The 16,119-nt window shown below is 66.9% G+C and carries 11 protein-coding genes, 1 tRNA gene and 1 pseudogene; 7 read left to right on the top strand and 6 right to left on the bottom strand.

Annotation, left to right across the window (positions count from 1 at the left end):
• Positions 1 to 102 precede the first annotated feature (102 nt).
• Positions 103 to 4,236 (top strand): type VII secretion EssC family protein, encoded by a 4,134-nt coding sequence (locus FB459_RS06085; protein ID WP_141927806.1) that lies wholly within the window; start codon positions 103 to 105, stop codon positions 4,234 to 4,236.
• Here the strand turns inward: FB459_RS06085 and FB459_RS06080 are convergent.
• The 5 genes from FB459_RS06080 to FB459_RS06060 all read right to left on the bottom strand — a co-directional run bounded on the left by FB459_RS06080 (position 4,155) and on the right by FB459_RS06060 (position 9,636).
• Positions 4,155 to 5,819, bottom strand: a complete 1,665-nt coding sequence (locus FB459_RS06080; protein WP_141927805.1) for an HNH endonuclease signature motif containing protein — start codon at positions 5,817 to 5,819, stop codon at positions 4,155 to 4,157. The two genes, FB459_RS06085 and FB459_RS06080, sit on opposite strands and share 82 nt — an antisense overlap.
• Positions 5,820 to 5,891: 72 nt before the next feature.
• Positions 5,892 to 7,934 (bottom strand): NADPH-dependent 2,4-dienoyl-CoA reductase, encoded by a 2,043-nt coding sequence (locus FB459_RS06075; protein WP_141927804.1) that lies wholly within the window; start codon positions 7,932 to 7,934, stop codon positions 5,892 to 5,894.
• Between the two features lie 8 nt (positions 7,935 to 7,942).
• Positions 7,943 to 8,347 (bottom strand): nuclear transport factor 2 family protein, encoded by a 405-nt coding sequence (locus tag FB459_RS06070; RefSeq protein WP_141927803.1) that lies wholly within the window; start codon positions 8,345 to 8,347, stop codon positions 7,943 to 7,945.
• Entirely contained in the window at positions 8,344 to 8,880 is a 537-nt protein-coding gene (locus FB459_RS06065; protein WP_141927802.1) for a PadR family transcriptional regulator, read from the bottom strand. The genes FB459_RS06070 and FB459_RS06065 overlap by 4 nt, the downstream gene beginning before the upstream one ends.
• A 48-nt stretch (positions 8,881 to 8,928) precedes the next feature.
• Complete coding sequence (locus tag FB459_RS06060; protein ID WP_211345140.1) at positions 8,929 to 9,636, bottom strand: YflT domain-containing protein; 708 nt, start codon at positions 9,634 to 9,636, stop codon at positions 8,929 to 8,931.
• Positions 9,637 to 9,723: 87 nt separating this feature from the next.
• Here FB459_RS06060 and FB459_RS06055 point away from each other — a divergent pair, with 87 nt between their 5' ends.
• From FB459_RS06055 to FB459_RS06030, 6 genes and pseudogenes are all read left to right on the top strand, one after another.
• Positions 9,724 to 10,539 carry a transglutaminase-like domain-containing protein gene (locus FB459_RS06055; RefSeq protein WP_141927801.1) on the top strand — a complete coding sequence of 272 codons (816 nt, stop codon included), beginning with the start codon at positions 9,724 to 9,726 and terminating at the stop codon, positions 10,537 to 10,539.
• Positions 10,536 to 11,249 carry an SDR family oxidoreductase gene (locus FB459_RS06050; RefSeq protein WP_141927800.1) on the top strand — a complete coding sequence of 238 codons (714 nt, stop codon included), beginning with the start codon at positions 10,536 to 10,538 and terminating at the stop codon, positions 11,247 to 11,249. Before FB459_RS06055 ends, FB459_RS06050 begins: the two co-directional genes overlap by 4 nt.
• A 215-nt stretch (positions 11,250 to 11,464) precedes the next feature.
• Positions 11,465 to 13,831, top strand: coding sequence for an excinuclease ABC subunit UvrA (uvrA, locus tag FB459_RS06045; RefSeq protein WP_141927799.1), 2,367 nt, complete (start codon positions 11,465 to 11,467; stop codon positions 13,829 to 13,831).
• Positions 13,828 to 14,163 (top strand): hypothetical protein, encoded by a 336-nt coding sequence (locus FB459_RS06040; RefSeq protein WP_141927798.1) that lies wholly within the window; start codon positions 13,828 to 13,830, stop codon positions 14,161 to 14,163. Before uvrA ends, FB459_RS06040 begins: the two co-directional genes overlap by 4 nt.
• A gap of 107 nt (positions 14,164 to 14,270) precedes the next feature.
• Positions 14,271 to 15,098, top strand: a pseudogene (locus tag FB459_RS06035) (oleate hydratase); the annotation flags it as partial.
• A 54-nt stretch (positions 15,099 to 15,152) separates the two neighbouring features.
• Positions 15,153 to 15,890 (top strand): hypothetical protein, encoded by a 738-nt coding sequence (locus FB459_RS06030; RefSeq protein WP_141927796.1) that lies wholly within the window; start codon positions 15,153 to 15,155, stop codon positions 15,888 to 15,890.
• Positions 15,891 to 15,961: 71 nt separating this feature from the next.
• On the opposite strand, the gene FB459_RS06025 is transcribed toward FB459_RS06030, so the two are convergent.
• Positions 15,962 to 16,038 (bottom strand) — tRNA-Met (locus FB459_RS06025).
• Positions 16,039 to 16,119: the final 81 nt, after the last annotated feature.

Genomic DNA, 16,119 nt, shown 5'->3' with positions numbered 1-16,119 from the left:
TTTGGGGTCCGGCTGGCGTGTTCTTGACCATCTGTTGACCTTCGAGCGCTTATCCACAGGCCCACCGGCAGCGAAACCCGTCTCGGGCGATACTCCGCGCCCATGGCACACCTGCAACGAGCTGAGTCCTCGAGCATCCGACGGATCGAACTGGCCCTGAGCATCGTGGGTGCGGAGTCGACCGTCCACGACGTGCGAATCGCGGCGGCGCCCGACTCGACGTGGGCAGAGGTCCGGACCGCCATGATCTCGTCGGGTTGTCCGGTGCCGAGCCGGGTGTGGATCGGACGGGACGAACTCACCGACGATCTCCTCATCGGCCACATCGCACATGGTTCGGTCCTGTCGTTCCGACCCACCGCAGCAACGCCTCATGGACTGCTGGCCCTTGAATGCATCCACGGCCCGCAGGTCGGCGCGCGACGATGGCTCGACCGCCGGCCGCTGACGATCGGCAGGGTTGAACCTGCGGTCTTTCCTCTCGACGACCCGGACGTGTCGCGACTGCACTGCGCGGTGGCCCTGGACGCCGGTCGGGTCACCGTCCATGATCTCGATTCGACGAACGGTACGCAGATCGGCGGCCGGAAGATCGGTGCGGTCGCATCGGGGTCGGAGCTGCGCGTCGGTGACGAACTGAGGGTCGGCAACTCCACGCTCACACTCAGCGCACCACCTGCAGGGCGACGCCCGGTACAGGACGCGAGGGTGCCGGTTCGGCGTCCGCCGACGCGTTCCGCCCCACCACCGCAGGTGCGGCTATCCGCCCCGACCCGCCCGCGACGTCCGGATCGACGCACGATGCCGTGGATCGTGATCCTGCTCCCGCTCGTGATCGGTGTCGGCCTCGCGTGGTGGATGAAGACGATGATGTTCCTCGCCCTCGCCCTCTTCAGTCCCGTGCTGATGCTCGCCCAGCACCTGTCGGACAAGCGCGACGGACGACGATCTCGCGGACGAGACATCGATGACTACAACAAGGCCCTGCAACGTCACCGGGAACGGGTCGCCCGCACGTTGCTGGCCGAGCACGCGATCAGAATCCGCGCACTCCCAGGTCTCAGCGATGCATTCCGCACCATCGAGACCCTCGACCGGCGATTGTGGCACCGACACCCGGCCGAGTACGGGTACCTGCACTGGCGAATCGGTCGCGGCACCATCGCCTCCGGGCTGACCGTGGTACGCGAGAGCGCCGAGGACGAGCGGGTGCCGCTGCCGGACGCGCCCGTGACGGTCGATCTCGCGGCGCACCGCGTCGTCGGCGTGGCCGGTCACGACCATCGACGTGCTTTCGAGAGCCTGCTGGTCCAGGCCGTGGCCTGGCACTCACCGGCGCACCTCCGGATCGCAGTCGTCAGCCACCGCCGGCTCGACGAGACCGAGCTGGGTTGGCTCCCCCACCTGCGACCCGTGCTCGACCGTCCCGCGGCGTTGTTCGACCTCGACCATCCGGACGCCCTCGCCGACTTCGTCCGCGGCCTTCCGGTCTGCTCCCCGGACGATCGTTCACAGGATCCGCCGAGTCTGCTGCTCATCCTTCTTGACGCGGAGTTCACCTGCGCTGCAAAGGCATTGACCGAAATCATCGGCGATCCGAAGCGTCACCGTTGCAGCGTCGTCGCGTTCGGCGAGAGCGAGACCGAGTTGCCCGACCGAGCCCATCCGATCGTCCGGTTGCACTCCTCGACACGGACGACGGTACTCGCCGATGACGTCACCGACTGTGTCCCCGATCTGCCGGCCACCGGACTGCTCGATCGTTCGGCGAGGCTCCTCGCCCCCGCACACGACATCTCGTCGATCGATGTCAACGGCACTCCACCGACACAGGTCGGACTGGACGAGGTATGGCGCTCACACCTGGGCACAGACCTGCTCGATATCGCTGCACTTCAATCGAACTGGCCCCGTCGACCGGTGATGTCCGTCCTCCTCGGTGCCACGGCGTCAGGACCGGCAGTCACCGACCTGGTGGTCGACGGACCGCACGCGCTACTCGCCGGCACGACCGGCGCGGGCAAGTCGGAACTGTTGCAGACGCTCATCGCTTCGCTGGCTGCCGCCAACCGTCCGGATGCACTCAACTTCGTCCTCATCGATTACAAGGGCGGCGCAGCTTTTCGCGAGTGCGCTGCGCTGCCCCACACAGTGGGGCTGGTGACCGATCTTGACGGGCATCTCACCGAGCGCGCACTCGTGTCTCTGCAGGCCGAGCTCCAGCGCCGTGAACGATTGCTTGCTGCAGCCGGCGCGAAGGACCTGGACGACTATCACCGCGATCCGAGCGCCCCGACCATTGCGCGCTTGTGCCTCATCATCGACGAATTCCGCGTACTGGCAGAGGAATTGCCTGGCTTCGTCGACGGTCTGGTGAGACTGGCGACCGTGGGGCGATCGTTGGGTGTGCACCTGGTGCTGGCGACACAGCGTCCGGCCGGCATCGTGTCGGCCGACATCAGAGCCAACGTCAACCTGCGCATCGCGCTGCGGGTGCGTGACGACGGCGACTCCCAGGACGTCATCGACACCATGGACGCCGCCCGAATCCCGGCGTCGTCCCCCGGACGGGGATACCTGCGCTGCGGCGGTGGTGAGTCCCAGCTGTTCCAGAGCGCGCGAGTCACAGTGCCCGCGCTACGGCGCGACAGCATCTCGGTGGGTGAGTTCGGTCGACCTACCCAGCACTGCGGAACCGCAGACGAGTCGATCCTCACCCGGCTCGCGCCCCTGCTCAAGGATTGCGCAGAACACCTCCGGATCACCGCTTCGCCGCCTCCGTGGCTCCCGCCACTGCCGGAGGCAGTGACACGACGGACCCTCGACGGACGCGACTCAGTGACCGTCTACGGCGCAGAATCAGCGGGCTACCGATTCGGCCTCGCCGATCGCCCGCACCGACAGGATCAGCCGGCCATGGTGTGGTCGCCGCCGACCGATCAGCACCTTGCGATCGTCGGTGGTCCGCGCAGTGGACGATCGACGGCAGTCCGCACCCTGTTGGCCGAGGCCCTCTCCCAGGACGACGCCCCGCACGTCTACGTGCTCGATCTCGGGCGGTCGTTGGCCGATATGGGCAGCCATTCGCGCGTGGGAGCCGTCGTCAGCCCGGATGAACCGAGTCGCGTCGAACGAGTACTGGAGTACGTCACCAACGAGATCGCCGGCCGTCGACGACATCCGGAACGGGGGCGTCAGCGGCTGATCCTGGTGATCGACGGCTGGGACGTGCTCGACGATCTCGCCGACGACGCGGCGCTCTTTCGCCTCATGGACCTGGCGACCACGATCCTGCGCGACGGTTCATCCGCCGACGTGCACGTGTTGGCGACCGGGGGACGCGGATTGCTGACCAGCCGCTCTTTGTCACTGTTTCGTTCCCAGATCGCACTGGCGATGGCCGACAAGGACGATCTCGCGACGATCGGGGTCCCTCGCGATTGCATCCCCTCAGACATGCCACCCGGGCGCGGTCTGACGGTGCCGGACGGGACAGAACTGCAGATCACGCTTCCTGCCGAGCTGCCTGCATGCTCCGTGCCGACCGGCATTCACCGCATCGATGCGGTCCCGACCGCAGTGCCTGTCACCGGCCTGGCTCCGTCTCAGGGAATCGCCGTCGGGGCCGGCACCGAGGGCACGGTCGCCCTCCCCCTCGGACGGCTCGATGATCTGGTCGCGATCATCGCGGGGCCACCCCGCAGCGGACGCACCACAACCCTCCTCACGGTTGCCGAACAGCTGCACGGGCGTCCTACCTGCTGGATCTCCACCGACACCCGCGCTGACCTGCCCGACGACGTCTTCCAACCGGAAGACGGGACACAACTGGCCGAGTGGCTCGCTCGCGATCCGACCGGCCTGCTCCTGATCGACGACGTCTGTGCGTTGGTCGACTCGGAGATCGAGGAGTCGCTGGCCCGCTACGCGGCCAAGGCGAGCAGCACCGGAGCCGTCGTCGTCGCGTCGGGAGACATCGATCAGCTCTCCGGCAACTACCGGGGACTCGTCGGCGAACTGCGGCGTCGCGGCACAGGCGTGCTGCTGATGCCGAGCCGCACCGACGGTGAACTGTTCGGGCTCCGATGCCCCAAACTCGACCGTCCGCGTCCGGGCAACGGATTCCTGGTCCACCGCGGAGAACTCACCGAACTTCAGGTCGCCCAGGTCGCGGCGCCCGCACGATCGAGTCCGGACGGACCGGGCGATGAATCGTCGTTCACCGAGTCCGGGTAGGTGACATATGTGCGGCCGGTGAGGGAGGTCCAGGTACAGACTCCGTCGTCGCTCATCTCGTAGTCCCAGTGCTTCTTCGTCTTCGCGTCGTGATGGTGGCGGCAGAGTGCGGCGAGGTTGTGCCCGACAGTCGGCCCCTGGGGCCATTCGATGACGTGGTCGATGTCGCACCTGATGGCGGTCCTGGTGCACATGGGGAACCGGCAGGTCTGGTCGCGTCGTTGGACGAATTCCCTCATCCGCGGCGTGGGCTCGTACGCGGTCGTCGAGGTTTCACACGTGACTCCGATGTCGGCGTCGACCAGTGCTCGGGTCAGGCGGCAACCGAACTGCTCGATCAGTGCATCGAGGACTTCGGGCCGGATCAACCCGATCCCGGCGATCCGTGCCCAACCGGCTTTGTACGCCCGGGCGGTTTCACCTGTTTCTGAAGCGAATTCAAAGTCGTCCGGGCCTCGCGGTGATGAGGCGGACTGTCCGGGTGGTGGTGATCCATCGTCCGGGGACGCCTCGGGCTCGTGTTCCGGGTCGCCGGTGGCACGTTTCGTTGCAGCCGTGGCGGCCTGTTCCTCACGTTCCTCGCGCACGACAGGGACCTGGATGACGACCTGGTAGGTCACGTCGGCGCCAGCGGTGACGAGGTCGTGCAACGTGCCGAGGCGGAGTTGTCCGAAAGTCGGCTTCGACTCACCGGTCTCGCTGCCCTCACTTGCGGTCGGGTTCTTCGAGCGTTGATCAGCCAACTGGTCCACGGCACCGTAGATGCGGGCGATCTGGTCGGCCGGCCCGATGGCGCACAACTCGGCCATGCCCGGGATGTCGGAGGGACGCACCCAGACACCGGTGGCTTCTTTGGCTTCCTTCTGGCGGGTCTTCTTCGCGGCTTCCTCTTCCCACTGGGTCACCAGCGCCCGCGCGGCGGTCTTCACCTTCAGGTAACCCCAGGTGACGAAGCCTTTGGTGTCGAGCAGGTGCTGCTCGACCCGGTGAGACGTCTCGGGTGAAGCGTTCACCAACTCCGCGGCAACGAGGCTGACTTTCCAGTACGGGATCGAACCCTCGACCGCCGCGGCGAGCAGACCAGGTGTCATGGTGCACGCATCGATGGAGTTGCTCATCTTGCTCGACGCAGTGCGGGGAGCCATCTGACAGGCAGCCGCCAGGTCGGTGTCGGCAAACGACGCCTGATGACCGAGCGCATGCTCGACCTTCGCGGTGACCCCGGTGTCGGAATCGACCAACTCTTCATCGATCGCGGCATACCTCGCCATGGCGATCGCCTGCACGGCTTGTGAGGTGGACGCCAACTGGGTGGAGCCTTTGATGGCTTCCTCCAACAGCCGCATGTCATCGACATCGACAGGGCGGGCAGTGACGATGTTGCCGGTGTTGTGGACGGCGTCAGATTCGAGCCGGTGAAACGCTTCCCGGGAGATCCGGTTCGCGAACGTCAGCATCTCCGCGGGTGACCCCAAAGCGTTCAGAAGCTGGTTCAACAAACGCTGCTTCGGGTCCGAAAGCGCTTGCAGCAGAACGAATTCGACCGGTGAGACCGGTTCGTAGAACTCGTAGCTGATGCCCATGAGAAGACTCTAGGCGGGACCACCGACAACGTCCCCTGGCCGGAAACCGGGACCGCTGTGGGCGAGAAAAATCTAGAGCCGCGCAGCCAGTTCGGTCGCCTGCTTGATCGCCCGCTTCGCGTCCAGTTCAGCCGCGACGTCCGCGCCACCGATGACGTGCACCGGCTTGCCGAGGGCCTCGGTGAGCGGCACCAGGTCACGCACCGACTCCTGCCCGGTGCACAGCACGACGGTGTCGACGGGCAGCACCTTCGCCTCACGCTCGGACTTCTCGTCCTTCGGGTCCACGGGCACGGTGATGTGCAGACCGTCGTCGTCGACACGCACGTACTCAGCCCCACCGACGAACTGCACGCCGGAGTCCTTGAGGGTCTGGCGGTGCACCCATCCGCTGGTCTTGCCCAGGCCCTTACCGTGCGCAGAAGCCTTGCGCTGCAACAGGATCACCTCGCGGCGCGGAGTGATCTTCACCTTGTCGGTAAGGCCGCCGCGCTCCTGTTCGGGATCGGTGACACCCCACCGTTGCATCCAATGATCGAGGCTCTCCCCCACGTCGTGCAGCAGGAACTCACTGACGTCGAAGCCGATGCCGCCGGCACCCATCACGGCAACGCGCTGCCCGACAGGGACGCCCTCGCCGACCACCTGCTGGTACGTGACCACCTTCGGGTGGTCGATGCCCGTAATCGATGGCACGCGCGGCTCGACACCGGTGGCGAGCACGACCTCGTCGAAGTGCCTCAGGTCGTCGACGCTCGCGCGAACTCCCATGTGCGTCTTGACGTTTCGCAGATCGAGCATGTGCTCGTAGTAGCGGATCGTCTCGACGAACTCCTCTTTGCCGGGGATCTTCGCGGCCAACTTGAACTGGCCACCGATCTCTCCAGACTCCTCGAACAACTCGACGCGGTGCCCGCGCCCGGCTAGCTCCACGGCGGCGGCAAGCCCGGCGGGGCCGGCACCGACGACCGCGATGTGCTTCACGGTCCGCGTCGGCAGCAGCACGAGTTCGGTCTCGTGGCCCGAGCGGGGGTTGAGCATGCAACTGGCGCGCTTGTTCGCGAACGTGTGGTCGAGGCAGGCCTGGTTGCAGGCGATGCAGGTGATGATCTCCTCGGAGCGGCCCTCCTGCGCCTTCTTCACGAACTCCGCGTCGGCGAGCAACGGACGTGCCATCGACACCAGGTCGGCCTGGCCTGACGCGATGATCTCCTCGGCGGTCTCCGGCTTGTTGATCCGGTTGGACGCGACGACAGGGATACCGACCTCGTCCTTCAATTTCGCTGTCGTCCAGGCGAATGCGGCGCGGGGTACCGAGGTCACGATGGTCGGTACGCGTGCCTCGTGCCAGCCGATGCCGGTGTTGAGGATCGTCGTACCCGCTGCCTCGAGCTTCTTGGCGAGTTCGGCGGTCTCCTGCCAGGTCTGCGCATTGTCGACCAGGTCGAGCAGGCTGATGCGGTACTGCAGGATGAAGTCGTCGCCGACGAGTTCCCTTGTGCGAGCGACGATTTCGACCGGGAAGCGCATCCGCTTCTCGGCCGTGCCGCCCCACGCGTCCGTGCGGTCGTTGGTGCGGGCGGCGAGCATCTGGTTGATCAGGTAGCCCTCCGATCCCATGATCTCGACACCGTCGTAGCCGGCGTCCTTGGCCAGCTTCGCCGCCTTCGCGAACGCCGACACCGTGTGGTCGACCTGCTTGGTCGACATCGCCCACGGCCGGAACGGCGTGATCGGCGATTTCTTGCGCGACGGCGCAAGGTTGAACGGGGTGTACCCGTAGCGGCCGGCGTGCAGGACCTGCAGCAGGATCTTGCCGTCGTAGGCGTGCACCGCGTCGGTGACGACCTGATGCTTGTCGGCCTGCCGTGCGTTGGTCATCTCGCTACCGAAGGGCAGCAGCCACCCACGCTTGGTCGGCGCGTAGCCGCCGGTGACGATCAGTCCGACACCACCGCGAGCACGCTCGGCGAAGTACGCCGCGAGCTTGGGCAGGTCCTTGAGCTTGTCCTCCATGCCGGTGTGCATCGAACCCATCACGACGCGATTGCGCAGTTCGGTGAATCCGAGGTCGAGCGGGCTGAGCAGGTGCGGGTACGGCTGCGGTTTCGTCATCGGTGAACTCACTCCTGTGAATCGGTCATGTCGGCCGCGGCCTCGGCCAGGATCTGGTCGAACTGTGCGCCCATGGCCTCGGCGAGCGCATTCGCGCCGCGCAGCGGACGGACCATCACCATGAACTCGGTGATCAACCCGTCCGGTCCCACCGTGATGAAGTCGCAGCCGTTGACCTCCGTGTCACCGACCATCGCCCGGAAGATCAGTGCGCTCTGCCGGCCATCGACGATCTCGCGCTCGTACCGCAGATCGGTGAAGACGCGCATCACCCCACGCAGGATTGCGGCCGTGACCGCCTTGCCCTCGTACGGCTTGAATGCCACCGGGCTGATGAAGCGGACGTCGTCGGCCAACAGCGCGGCCATTGCGTCGCAGTCGTGGGCCTCGGCGGCTTCGCGGAACTTCTTCATCTCTGCCCCAATGTCTCGATGATCTCGTCGCACCAGTCGATACCGTTGCGTTCCAAACGGATTCCACCTCGTAGCGCGAGGTAGGGGCCGATCTCGTCGTCGGCGAGTTCAGCCGGATCGGCGAAGTACTTGCGGCGGCTGGCTTCGTAGCCCGCGAGCGCGTCCTCGTGCTGCTGCCGCCGGTCCCGGACGGCGCCCAGCACCGTCGCTCGGTCGATCAGGTGCAGCGCGCGGATACGGACGGCGAACTCGCTGCGCACAGCCTCAGCGGGCGTCGGTCGGGCCGACCAGGCGAGGAGTTCGGCGTGCCCGGTCTCGGTGATCGCGTGCACCTTTTTGTCCGGACGCGCCCCCTGGGACACGCGTTCGGTGCTCACCCAGCCGTCGGCTTCCATTCGGGCGAGCACCTTGTAGATCTGCTGGTGGCTCGCCTTCCAGAAATGCCCGATGGACGCATCGAACCGGCGCGCGAGGTCGTATCCGGACGCCGAGCGTTCGGCGAGCGAGACGAGGATCGCGTGCTCCAGTGCCACGCGACGAAACTACTATGCAACTCGCTGTTGTGCAACGAGTTGCATAGGTTATCCCTGGGTCGGCGTTTCCGGCTGCTGCGGCGGCTGCTGCTGGTACTGTCCGTAGCGCCGCTCGGTCGCCGGCCGGCTCTGCTGTCCCTCGGGCGTCGGCTGCGCAGTCGCCCCGCCACGACCGTCGTTCAACGACTCGCTGTAGGTGCGCTGCGGACCGTCATCACGGGGAGCGTACGTCGTTTCCTGCGCAGCCAGCGCCGCGCGACCCGCGTCGCCGCCCATCTGAGACAGCAGTTCACGCGCCTGATTGACGCTCTTGTGCTCGACCAGCACTTCGTACTTCGTGGCGACCACCTGAGACACCGAGGTGAAGTCGCGACGGCCCCGGGTTGCGGCGTAACCGATGGCCGCCCAGAACGCTCCGAAGAGCGCACCGAGCAGCACCGTGGACAGGATCATCGACAGGCCGTTCTCGTTGGAGAACAGGCTGAAGATCAGTCCGACGAACGCACCCAGCCAGGCACCGGACGCCAGGCCGCCCAGCAGCACGCGTCCCCAGGTCAGACGCCCGGTGATCCGCTCGACCTGCTTGAGGTCGGTGCCGACGATCATGCACTGCTGCACCGGGAACTCGTGGTCGGACAGGTAGTCGACCGCCCGCTGCGCCTCCTCGTACTCGCTGAAGACACCCAGCGACATCGGGTAGTCGAGGGTCAGCTTCGGAAGGTGGGCGTTGTTCGGGCGCATGCCAGGCGTGCTCATGCCTGCATTGTACCCCTGCGGGGCACCGCAGCGCTGTCGTCCCCACCTAGAGTGAGCAGGTCCCCCGATCCAACGAACAGGAGCGTCGTGTCCACTCGCACCCTGCAACTCGGATGCACCTTCCGCTACTCCTCGCTGGCACCCACCGCCGCCGTCTTCCAGGTGGCAGCGCAGCCGTCCGACACCGTGTCGATCAAGGACGAGAACTGGACGGTCACCGACGACCTCCCGTTGCACCACTTCCGCGACGTCTATGACAACCCGTGCACCCGCCTCACCCTGCCGATCGGGGTCACGACACTCAGCTACTCGGCCCTGGCCACAGTTCCGGACGCGTTCGACTCCTGGGACGAGGACGCCCCCGAGATGGCGCCCACCGACCTCCCGGACGACGTGCTGCTCTACACCCTGACCAGCCGCTACTGCTTGCCCGATCTGCTCGGCAACCAGGCGTGGAAGCGCTTCGGCACGATGAAGCCGGGTTACCAGCGGGTTGCGGCGATCAACACCTTCGTCAACCAGTGGCTGAGCTACACGACCGGCTCGACCACGAGCACCGCGACATCGGTCGACACCTTCGCCAGTGGCCAGGGCGTCTGCCGCGACTTCGCGCACCTGATGATCACTTTCTGCCGGGCGATGAACATTCCGGCCCGGTACGTGCATGGCTACATCAGCGAGATGGACGTCGAACCGACCGGCCGTCCGTACGACTTCCACGCCTGGACGCAGGTCTGGCTCGGTGATCGTTGGTGGGACTTCGACCCGCGCTGGGACAGCCCACGCAAGGGACGAGTTGTGATCGGCATCGGCCGTGACGCCGCCGACGTCGCGATGGTGACCACCTACGGAGCGCCCTGGATGCAGCTGATGACCGTCACCAGCAAGGAGGCCACCGAATGACCCGCCCGAGCGTGCTTGTCACCGGAGGCACCCGAGGGATCGGCGCCGCCGTGTGTGCCGCTCTCGCGCCCGACCATCACCTGATCATCGGCGGACGTGACCGAGATGCTGTCGAATCCGCTTGTGCCTCCTACGAATCCGCCCAGCCCTTCATCTGCGACCTAGCCGACGAACAGTCGACGGCGGGCGCCGTCGCCGCGCTGGGACTCGACCGCCTCGACGCCGTCGTGCACTCGGCAGGCGTCGCCGGCGGTCAACGCACCGAGGACTCCTCGCGTGAGATCTGGCGAAGAATGTTCGAGCTCAACGTGATTGCAGTCTCCGACCTCACTCGCCTGCTGTTGCCGGCCCTACGGGCCACTGAGGGCACGATCGTCACGATCAACTCCGGCTCGGGCCTGAAGGCGTCCGGCAAGGGCGGCCATTACCCGGCGACCAAGTTCGCCCTCACCGCGCTGACGGACGTGCTGCGCGAGGAGTTGCGCCCCGACGGCATCCGCGTCTGCTCCGTGCACCCCGGACGCGTCGACACCGACATGCAGCGCGAACTTGTCGCGTCCGAGAACCGGCCGTACGACCCGCTGGAGTTCCTGCGCCCGGAGTCGGTGGCGACCGCTGTCCGCACCGCGCTCACCGCGACGCCGGACGCGACCTACGAAACCATCTCGATCCGTCCCGCGCCCGCGGCGACGAACCGGCGACCATCGTAAGGATTCCGGCGCGATTCGGACGGCCGCCGAGTCCGGCGGCAGCTCCGAGACCAGGAGCATCTCGGCTGACAGCCGTGCACACCGCCTCGGCCCGTCACGCAAACACGCATCTGCTGCACCCAGGTCCGCCGCGGACGAGTCTCAGTGACGATGGCGTTCGGGCAGCGCGATAACTTGTCGTCGACGACACCGAGGGCGACCGACAGGGGCAGCACGTGACCACCGATGCGACCGATGGCTTTGTGCATGTTCGCGGTGCCAATGAGAACAACCTGCGCAATATCGATGTGGACATTCCTCGCAACGTGATGGTGGCGTTCACCGGGATCTCTGGGTCGGGGAAGTCGTCGCTGGCCTTCGGCACGCTGTACGCCGAGGCGCAGCGCCGCTACTTCGAGTCGGTAGCGCCCTACGCGCGCCGGCTGCTGCAGCAGGTCGGCGCCCCGCACGTGCAGGAGATCACCGGCCTGCCGCCTGCGGTCGCGCTTCAGCAGCGCCGGGGCGCGGCCACCTCGCGCTCGTCGGTCGGCACCATCACCACGCTGTCCAACCTGCTGCGGATCCTCTACTCGCGGGCCGGCGATTACCCGGCTGGTGCCGATCACCTCGCGGCCGAGGCGTTTTCGCCCAACACCAGCGCGGGCGCGTGCCCGCGCTGCCACGGCCTGGGCGTCGTCCACGACGTCACCGAGGAGTTGCTCGTCCCGGACCCGTCACTGAGCATCCGTGAAGGGGCGATCGCCGCCTGGCCGGGCGCGTGGCAGGGCGCCAACCTGCGCAGCATCGTGATGGGGCTCGGCATCGATGTCGACAAGCCGTGGCACAGTCTCAGGAAGCGGGACCGCGACTGGCTGCTGTTCACCGAAGAGCAGCCCTCGGTGCTCATCGAGCCTGAACCAGGTCGCGTCGACCACGGCTACTACGGCAAGTTCTGGAGCGCGCGCAGCCACGTCATGCACGTGCTGGCCGACTCCACGAGCGAGCGGATGCGCGAGCGGGCCATGCGGTTCGTGGAGGAAGCGCCCTGCCCGGACTGCCAGGGCAGTGGACTACGGCCCGAAGCCCTCGCGGTGACCTTCCTCGGGCGTTCCATCGCCGAGGTCAACGACCTGCCCTTCACAGCGCTGGTGACTCTGCTGCGTCCGGTCGCCGAGCGGCCCGCGGGTGCCGACGAGGTCGCGTCGCGGATCTGCACTGACCTGGTCGCGCGCGTCGAGGTGCTCCTAGATCTGGGCCTGGGTTACCTGAGCCTGGGACGGAGCTCGACGACGCTGTCGCCTGGAGAGGCGCAGCGCCTGCGGATCGCCACGCAGCTGCGTTCGGGTCTGTTCGGGGTCGTCTACGTCCTGGACGAGCCCTTCGCCGGACTGCACCCGGCCGACGCAGAGCCCCTGCTGGATGTCCTGGACCGCCTCAAGGCGTCTGGCAACACGCTGTTCGTCGTGGAGCACGACCTCGACGTCGTACGACGAGCAGATTGGGTCGTCGACATCGGCCCGGGTGCGGGCGAGGCCGGAGGTCGGGTGCTTCACAGCGGCCCTGTCGCGGACCTCGAAGAGGTTACGGATTCGGTCACCAGCGCCTACCTGTTCGGTCGCTCTGAGCGGCTTGTGCACGATGCGCGGGCCCCGCAGGGCTGGCTGCGACTGACCGGCGTACATCGCCACAACCTGCGCGACGTGTCTGTCGACATCCCGCTGTGCGTGCTGACCGCCGTCACCGGGGTGTCCGGGTCCGGCAAGTCGACCCTGGTCACCCAGGTCCTGGCCGAGGACCCGACTGCTCGTGAGTCGTTCGACCGACTGGTATTGGTCGACCAGCGCCCGATCGGCCGGACGCCGCGGTCCAACCTCGCGACATACACGGGGATGTTCGACGCCGTGCGGAAGCTGTACGCCGCCACGGACGCGGCCCGGGCTCGTGGCTACGGCGCCGGCCGCTTCTCCTTCAACGTCGCCGGGGGCCGGTGCGAGACCTGTCAGGGCGAGGGGTTCGTCTCCGTCGAGCTGCTCTTTCTGCCTGGCACCTACGCTCCCTGCCCGACGTGCCACGGCGATCGCTACAACCCCGAGACGCTCCAGATCACCTATCGCGACAAGAACATCGCGGAGGTCCTCGCCCTGTCCGTCGACGATGCCGCGAGATTCCTCGCCGACGTGCCGACCGTTGCACGCAGCCTTCGGACGCTGCGCGAGGTGGGCTTGGGATATCTGCGACTGGGACAGCCTGCGACCGAACTGAGCGGTGGTGAGGCGCAACGCATCAAGCTCGCTACCGAGCTCCAGCGGGCGCACCGAGGCCACACTCTCTACCTGCTCGACGAACCCACCTCAGGACTGCACCCCGCCGACACCGCGCTGCTGCTGCGCCAGCTGCACCAGCTCGTCGACGCCGGCAACACGGTGGTTCTCGTCGAGCACGACCTCGACGTGATCGCCACAGCCGACTGGGTCATCGACCTCGGCCCGGGCGGAGGAGACGCCGGCGGTCGAGTCGTCGCGACCGGGACGCCGGCCGACATCGTGCAGGCCGACGGGAGCGTGACCGCGCCCTACCTCGCGCGGCGGCTCGAGCGGACATGAGCTGGCTGCGATCGCCGCTGCGCACGTCGAAAAGGATGACGACATTGACCGTCTACCTCGCTTGGACCTCGGAAGACCTGGCCGACCTAGCCGACCTGGAGGGGCCGTGGCATGAAGCGATGCTTATTGCCCCGGGACTTATCGCCGTGAACAGCACTGAATCGCTGTCAGCCGTCTATCACGCCATCAAGTGGTCCCTGCGACGTGAGGCTTCGCTCATCGTGGTCCCGGTGCACCAGATGCCCAAGTCGCGGGGCATGGCCGCCGGAACGACTACCTGGTTGCGTGAGCGGACCGCGAGGCATCCGACTGGCGCGGGTGAGCATGCCTGACTTCGTCTGAACGATCGCCACTGCGTCGACGGAGCCATACCGGACTCCTTACCCAGGCGCCAGTCTCCCAACGCGGCCCGTGTCACCCGCCCGTGGCCCCGGCGATCGCGAGGTCGTGGGACCTGTGGAAGAAGGTCGCCCACAAGGACCCGGCATTCGGCCGCCCGGAGGTCTTGTGCAGCAGCATTCCCGAGACGAAGTGGGAGTCGGCGACGGTCACGACCCTCGATGAGCGGATCCCCGAGCAGATCCGCCGAATCTGCGGCCGTGACCCCCTCTCCAGCCGCACCGTGACCGGCGGGATCGTCACGGCGCGCGACTCCTCGTGGCTCCTGTCGTGGACGGTCAACCGTCAGCCGCAGTTCAAGGCCCAAGACCCCGGCCAGGTCGTCGTCTGGGTCTACGCCCTCTTCAGCGACGTCCCCGGCGACTACGTGAAGAAGTCGATCCAGGAGTGCACGGGCGAGGAGATCGTCCAGGAGTGGCTCTACCACATGGGTGTCCCCGTCGAGGAGATCCCCGAGCTGGCGGCCGACGGCGCGACCTGCGTGCCCGTCATGATGCCCTACGTCACGAGCTTCTTCATGCCGCGCAAGGCCGGCGACCGCCCCGACGTCGTCCCCGAGGGGGCGCAGAACTTCGCCTTCATCGGCCAGTTCGCCGAGACGAGCCGGGACTGCATCTTCACGACCGAGTACTCCGTCCGCACCGGGATGGAGGCGGCCTATTCGCTAGTCGGCATCGAGCGAGCCGTCCGCGAGGTGTGGGGGTCGACCTACGACGTGCGGGCGCTCCTCGACGCCTCTGCCCGACTCCGCGGCGGCTACCCGATCAAGGTCCCTGGCCCCGGGCGGGTGCGCTCCACGCTCGTCGACCGGCTCGACGACAACCAGATCGGACGCCTCCTCGAGCAGGCCGGGCTCCTGCGCGGCTGAGCGCCAGGCGCCGGCCGTGCGGCCCGCCTCGATGGCGACTCGCCGGGCGAGCCGGTGCTCACGCCGGATCTCGGCCTCGCGCTCCCGACGCCGGTCCTCCTCGCTCTCGGTGGGCAGCGTGGGGACCAGCCGGGAGTGGCCAGCCCCTTCGACCGCGACGAAGACGAAGTACGCCGAGGCCGCGTTGCCCCGGACGGGGAACCGACCTATCTGGTTGTTGAGCTGAAGCAGTGGACGGACGCGAGGCTGTTCGAGGACAGCGACTGCGTCGTCAGCGTGCCTGGCTACTCGCGCCCTGTAAGCCACCCCGTTGACCAAGGGCGCGGTTACTGCGAACACCTCACCGACTTCGCCATGAGCCTCCGTGGCAACGAGGGTCGCGTGCGCGGAATCGCCTACTTGCACAACGCAACCGATGCCGGGGTGCGCGATTTGTTCGCGAAGCCGCAGGACGAGTTCAGGCGGCTCGTCACGGGTCAGCGACGGGGCGCGTTCAGGGAGCCGTTGCGCACCACGTTCGCCGGTGCAAGCGGCGCGGAAGCTGCCGACCAACTCACCGGCAGTCGGGTCGCACCGTCCAACCACCTCATGGCTCTCGCAACTGAGGAGGTGCAGCACCGCGAACAGTTCGTGCTGCTCGACGAGCAACTCAATGCGTACAACTACGTGCTGCACTGCGTCAACGACGCTCGTCGCCGCAACACCAAGACGGCGGTGATCCTGTTTGGAAACCCCAGGGCGACCCGATCATCGCGACATCACGCCGCACAGCGAAAAGATCCTCGGAGCTAACTCCGAGGATCTGTTCGATGCCGCTTCACTCCACGATGACCCTCAGGTCGCCAGTTGGAGTAAAACGGCTTTGGTAGCGGGGGCAGGATTTGAACCTGCGACCTCCGGGTTATGAGCCCGGCGAGCTACCGAGCTGCTCCACCCCGCGTCGGTATGTCCATAACCATAAATCACCGGTTCGCCGTTCACCAAATCGACAACTCACCGTCATCCGGAGGCGAGCGCGGCC

This window comes from Yimella lutea, assembly GCF_006715095.1.
Classification (GTDB): Bacteria; Actinomycetota; Actinomycetes; order Actinomycetales; family Dermatophilaceae; genus Yimella; species Yimella lutea.
The sequence above is the reverse complement of the archived record's forward strand: the minus strand, read 5'-3'. Positions and strand labels throughout refer to the sequence as shown.

Coding starts and splice junctions, on each gene's coding strand:
- FB459_RS06050 (WP_141927800.1), top strand. CDS start 10,536: ATGACCCGCCCGAGCGTGCTTGTCACCGGAGGCACCCGAGGGATCGGC.
- FB459_RS06080 (WP_141927805.1), bottom strand. CDS start 5,819: ATGGGCATCAGCTACGAGTTCTACGAACCGGTCTCACCGGTCGAATTC.
- FB459_RS06075 (WP_141927804.1), bottom strand. CDS start 7,934: ATGACGAAACCGCAGCCGTACCCGCACCTGCTCAGCCCGCTCGACCTC.
- FB459_RS06060 (WP_211345140.1), bottom strand. CDS start 9,636: ATGAGCACGCCTGGCATGCGCCCGAACAACGCCCACCTTCCGAAGCTG.
- FB459_RS06070 (WP_141927803.1), bottom strand. CDS start 8,347: ATGAAGAAGTTCCGCGAAGCCGCCGAGGCCCACGACTGCGACGCAATG.
- FB459_RS06085 (WP_141927806.1), top strand. CDS start 103: ATGGCACACCTGCAACGAGCTGAGTCCTCGAGCATCCGACGGATCGAA.
- FB459_RS06040 (WP_141927798.1), top strand. CDS start 13,828: ATGAGCTGGCTGCGATCGCCGCTGCGCACGTCGAAAAGGATGACGACA.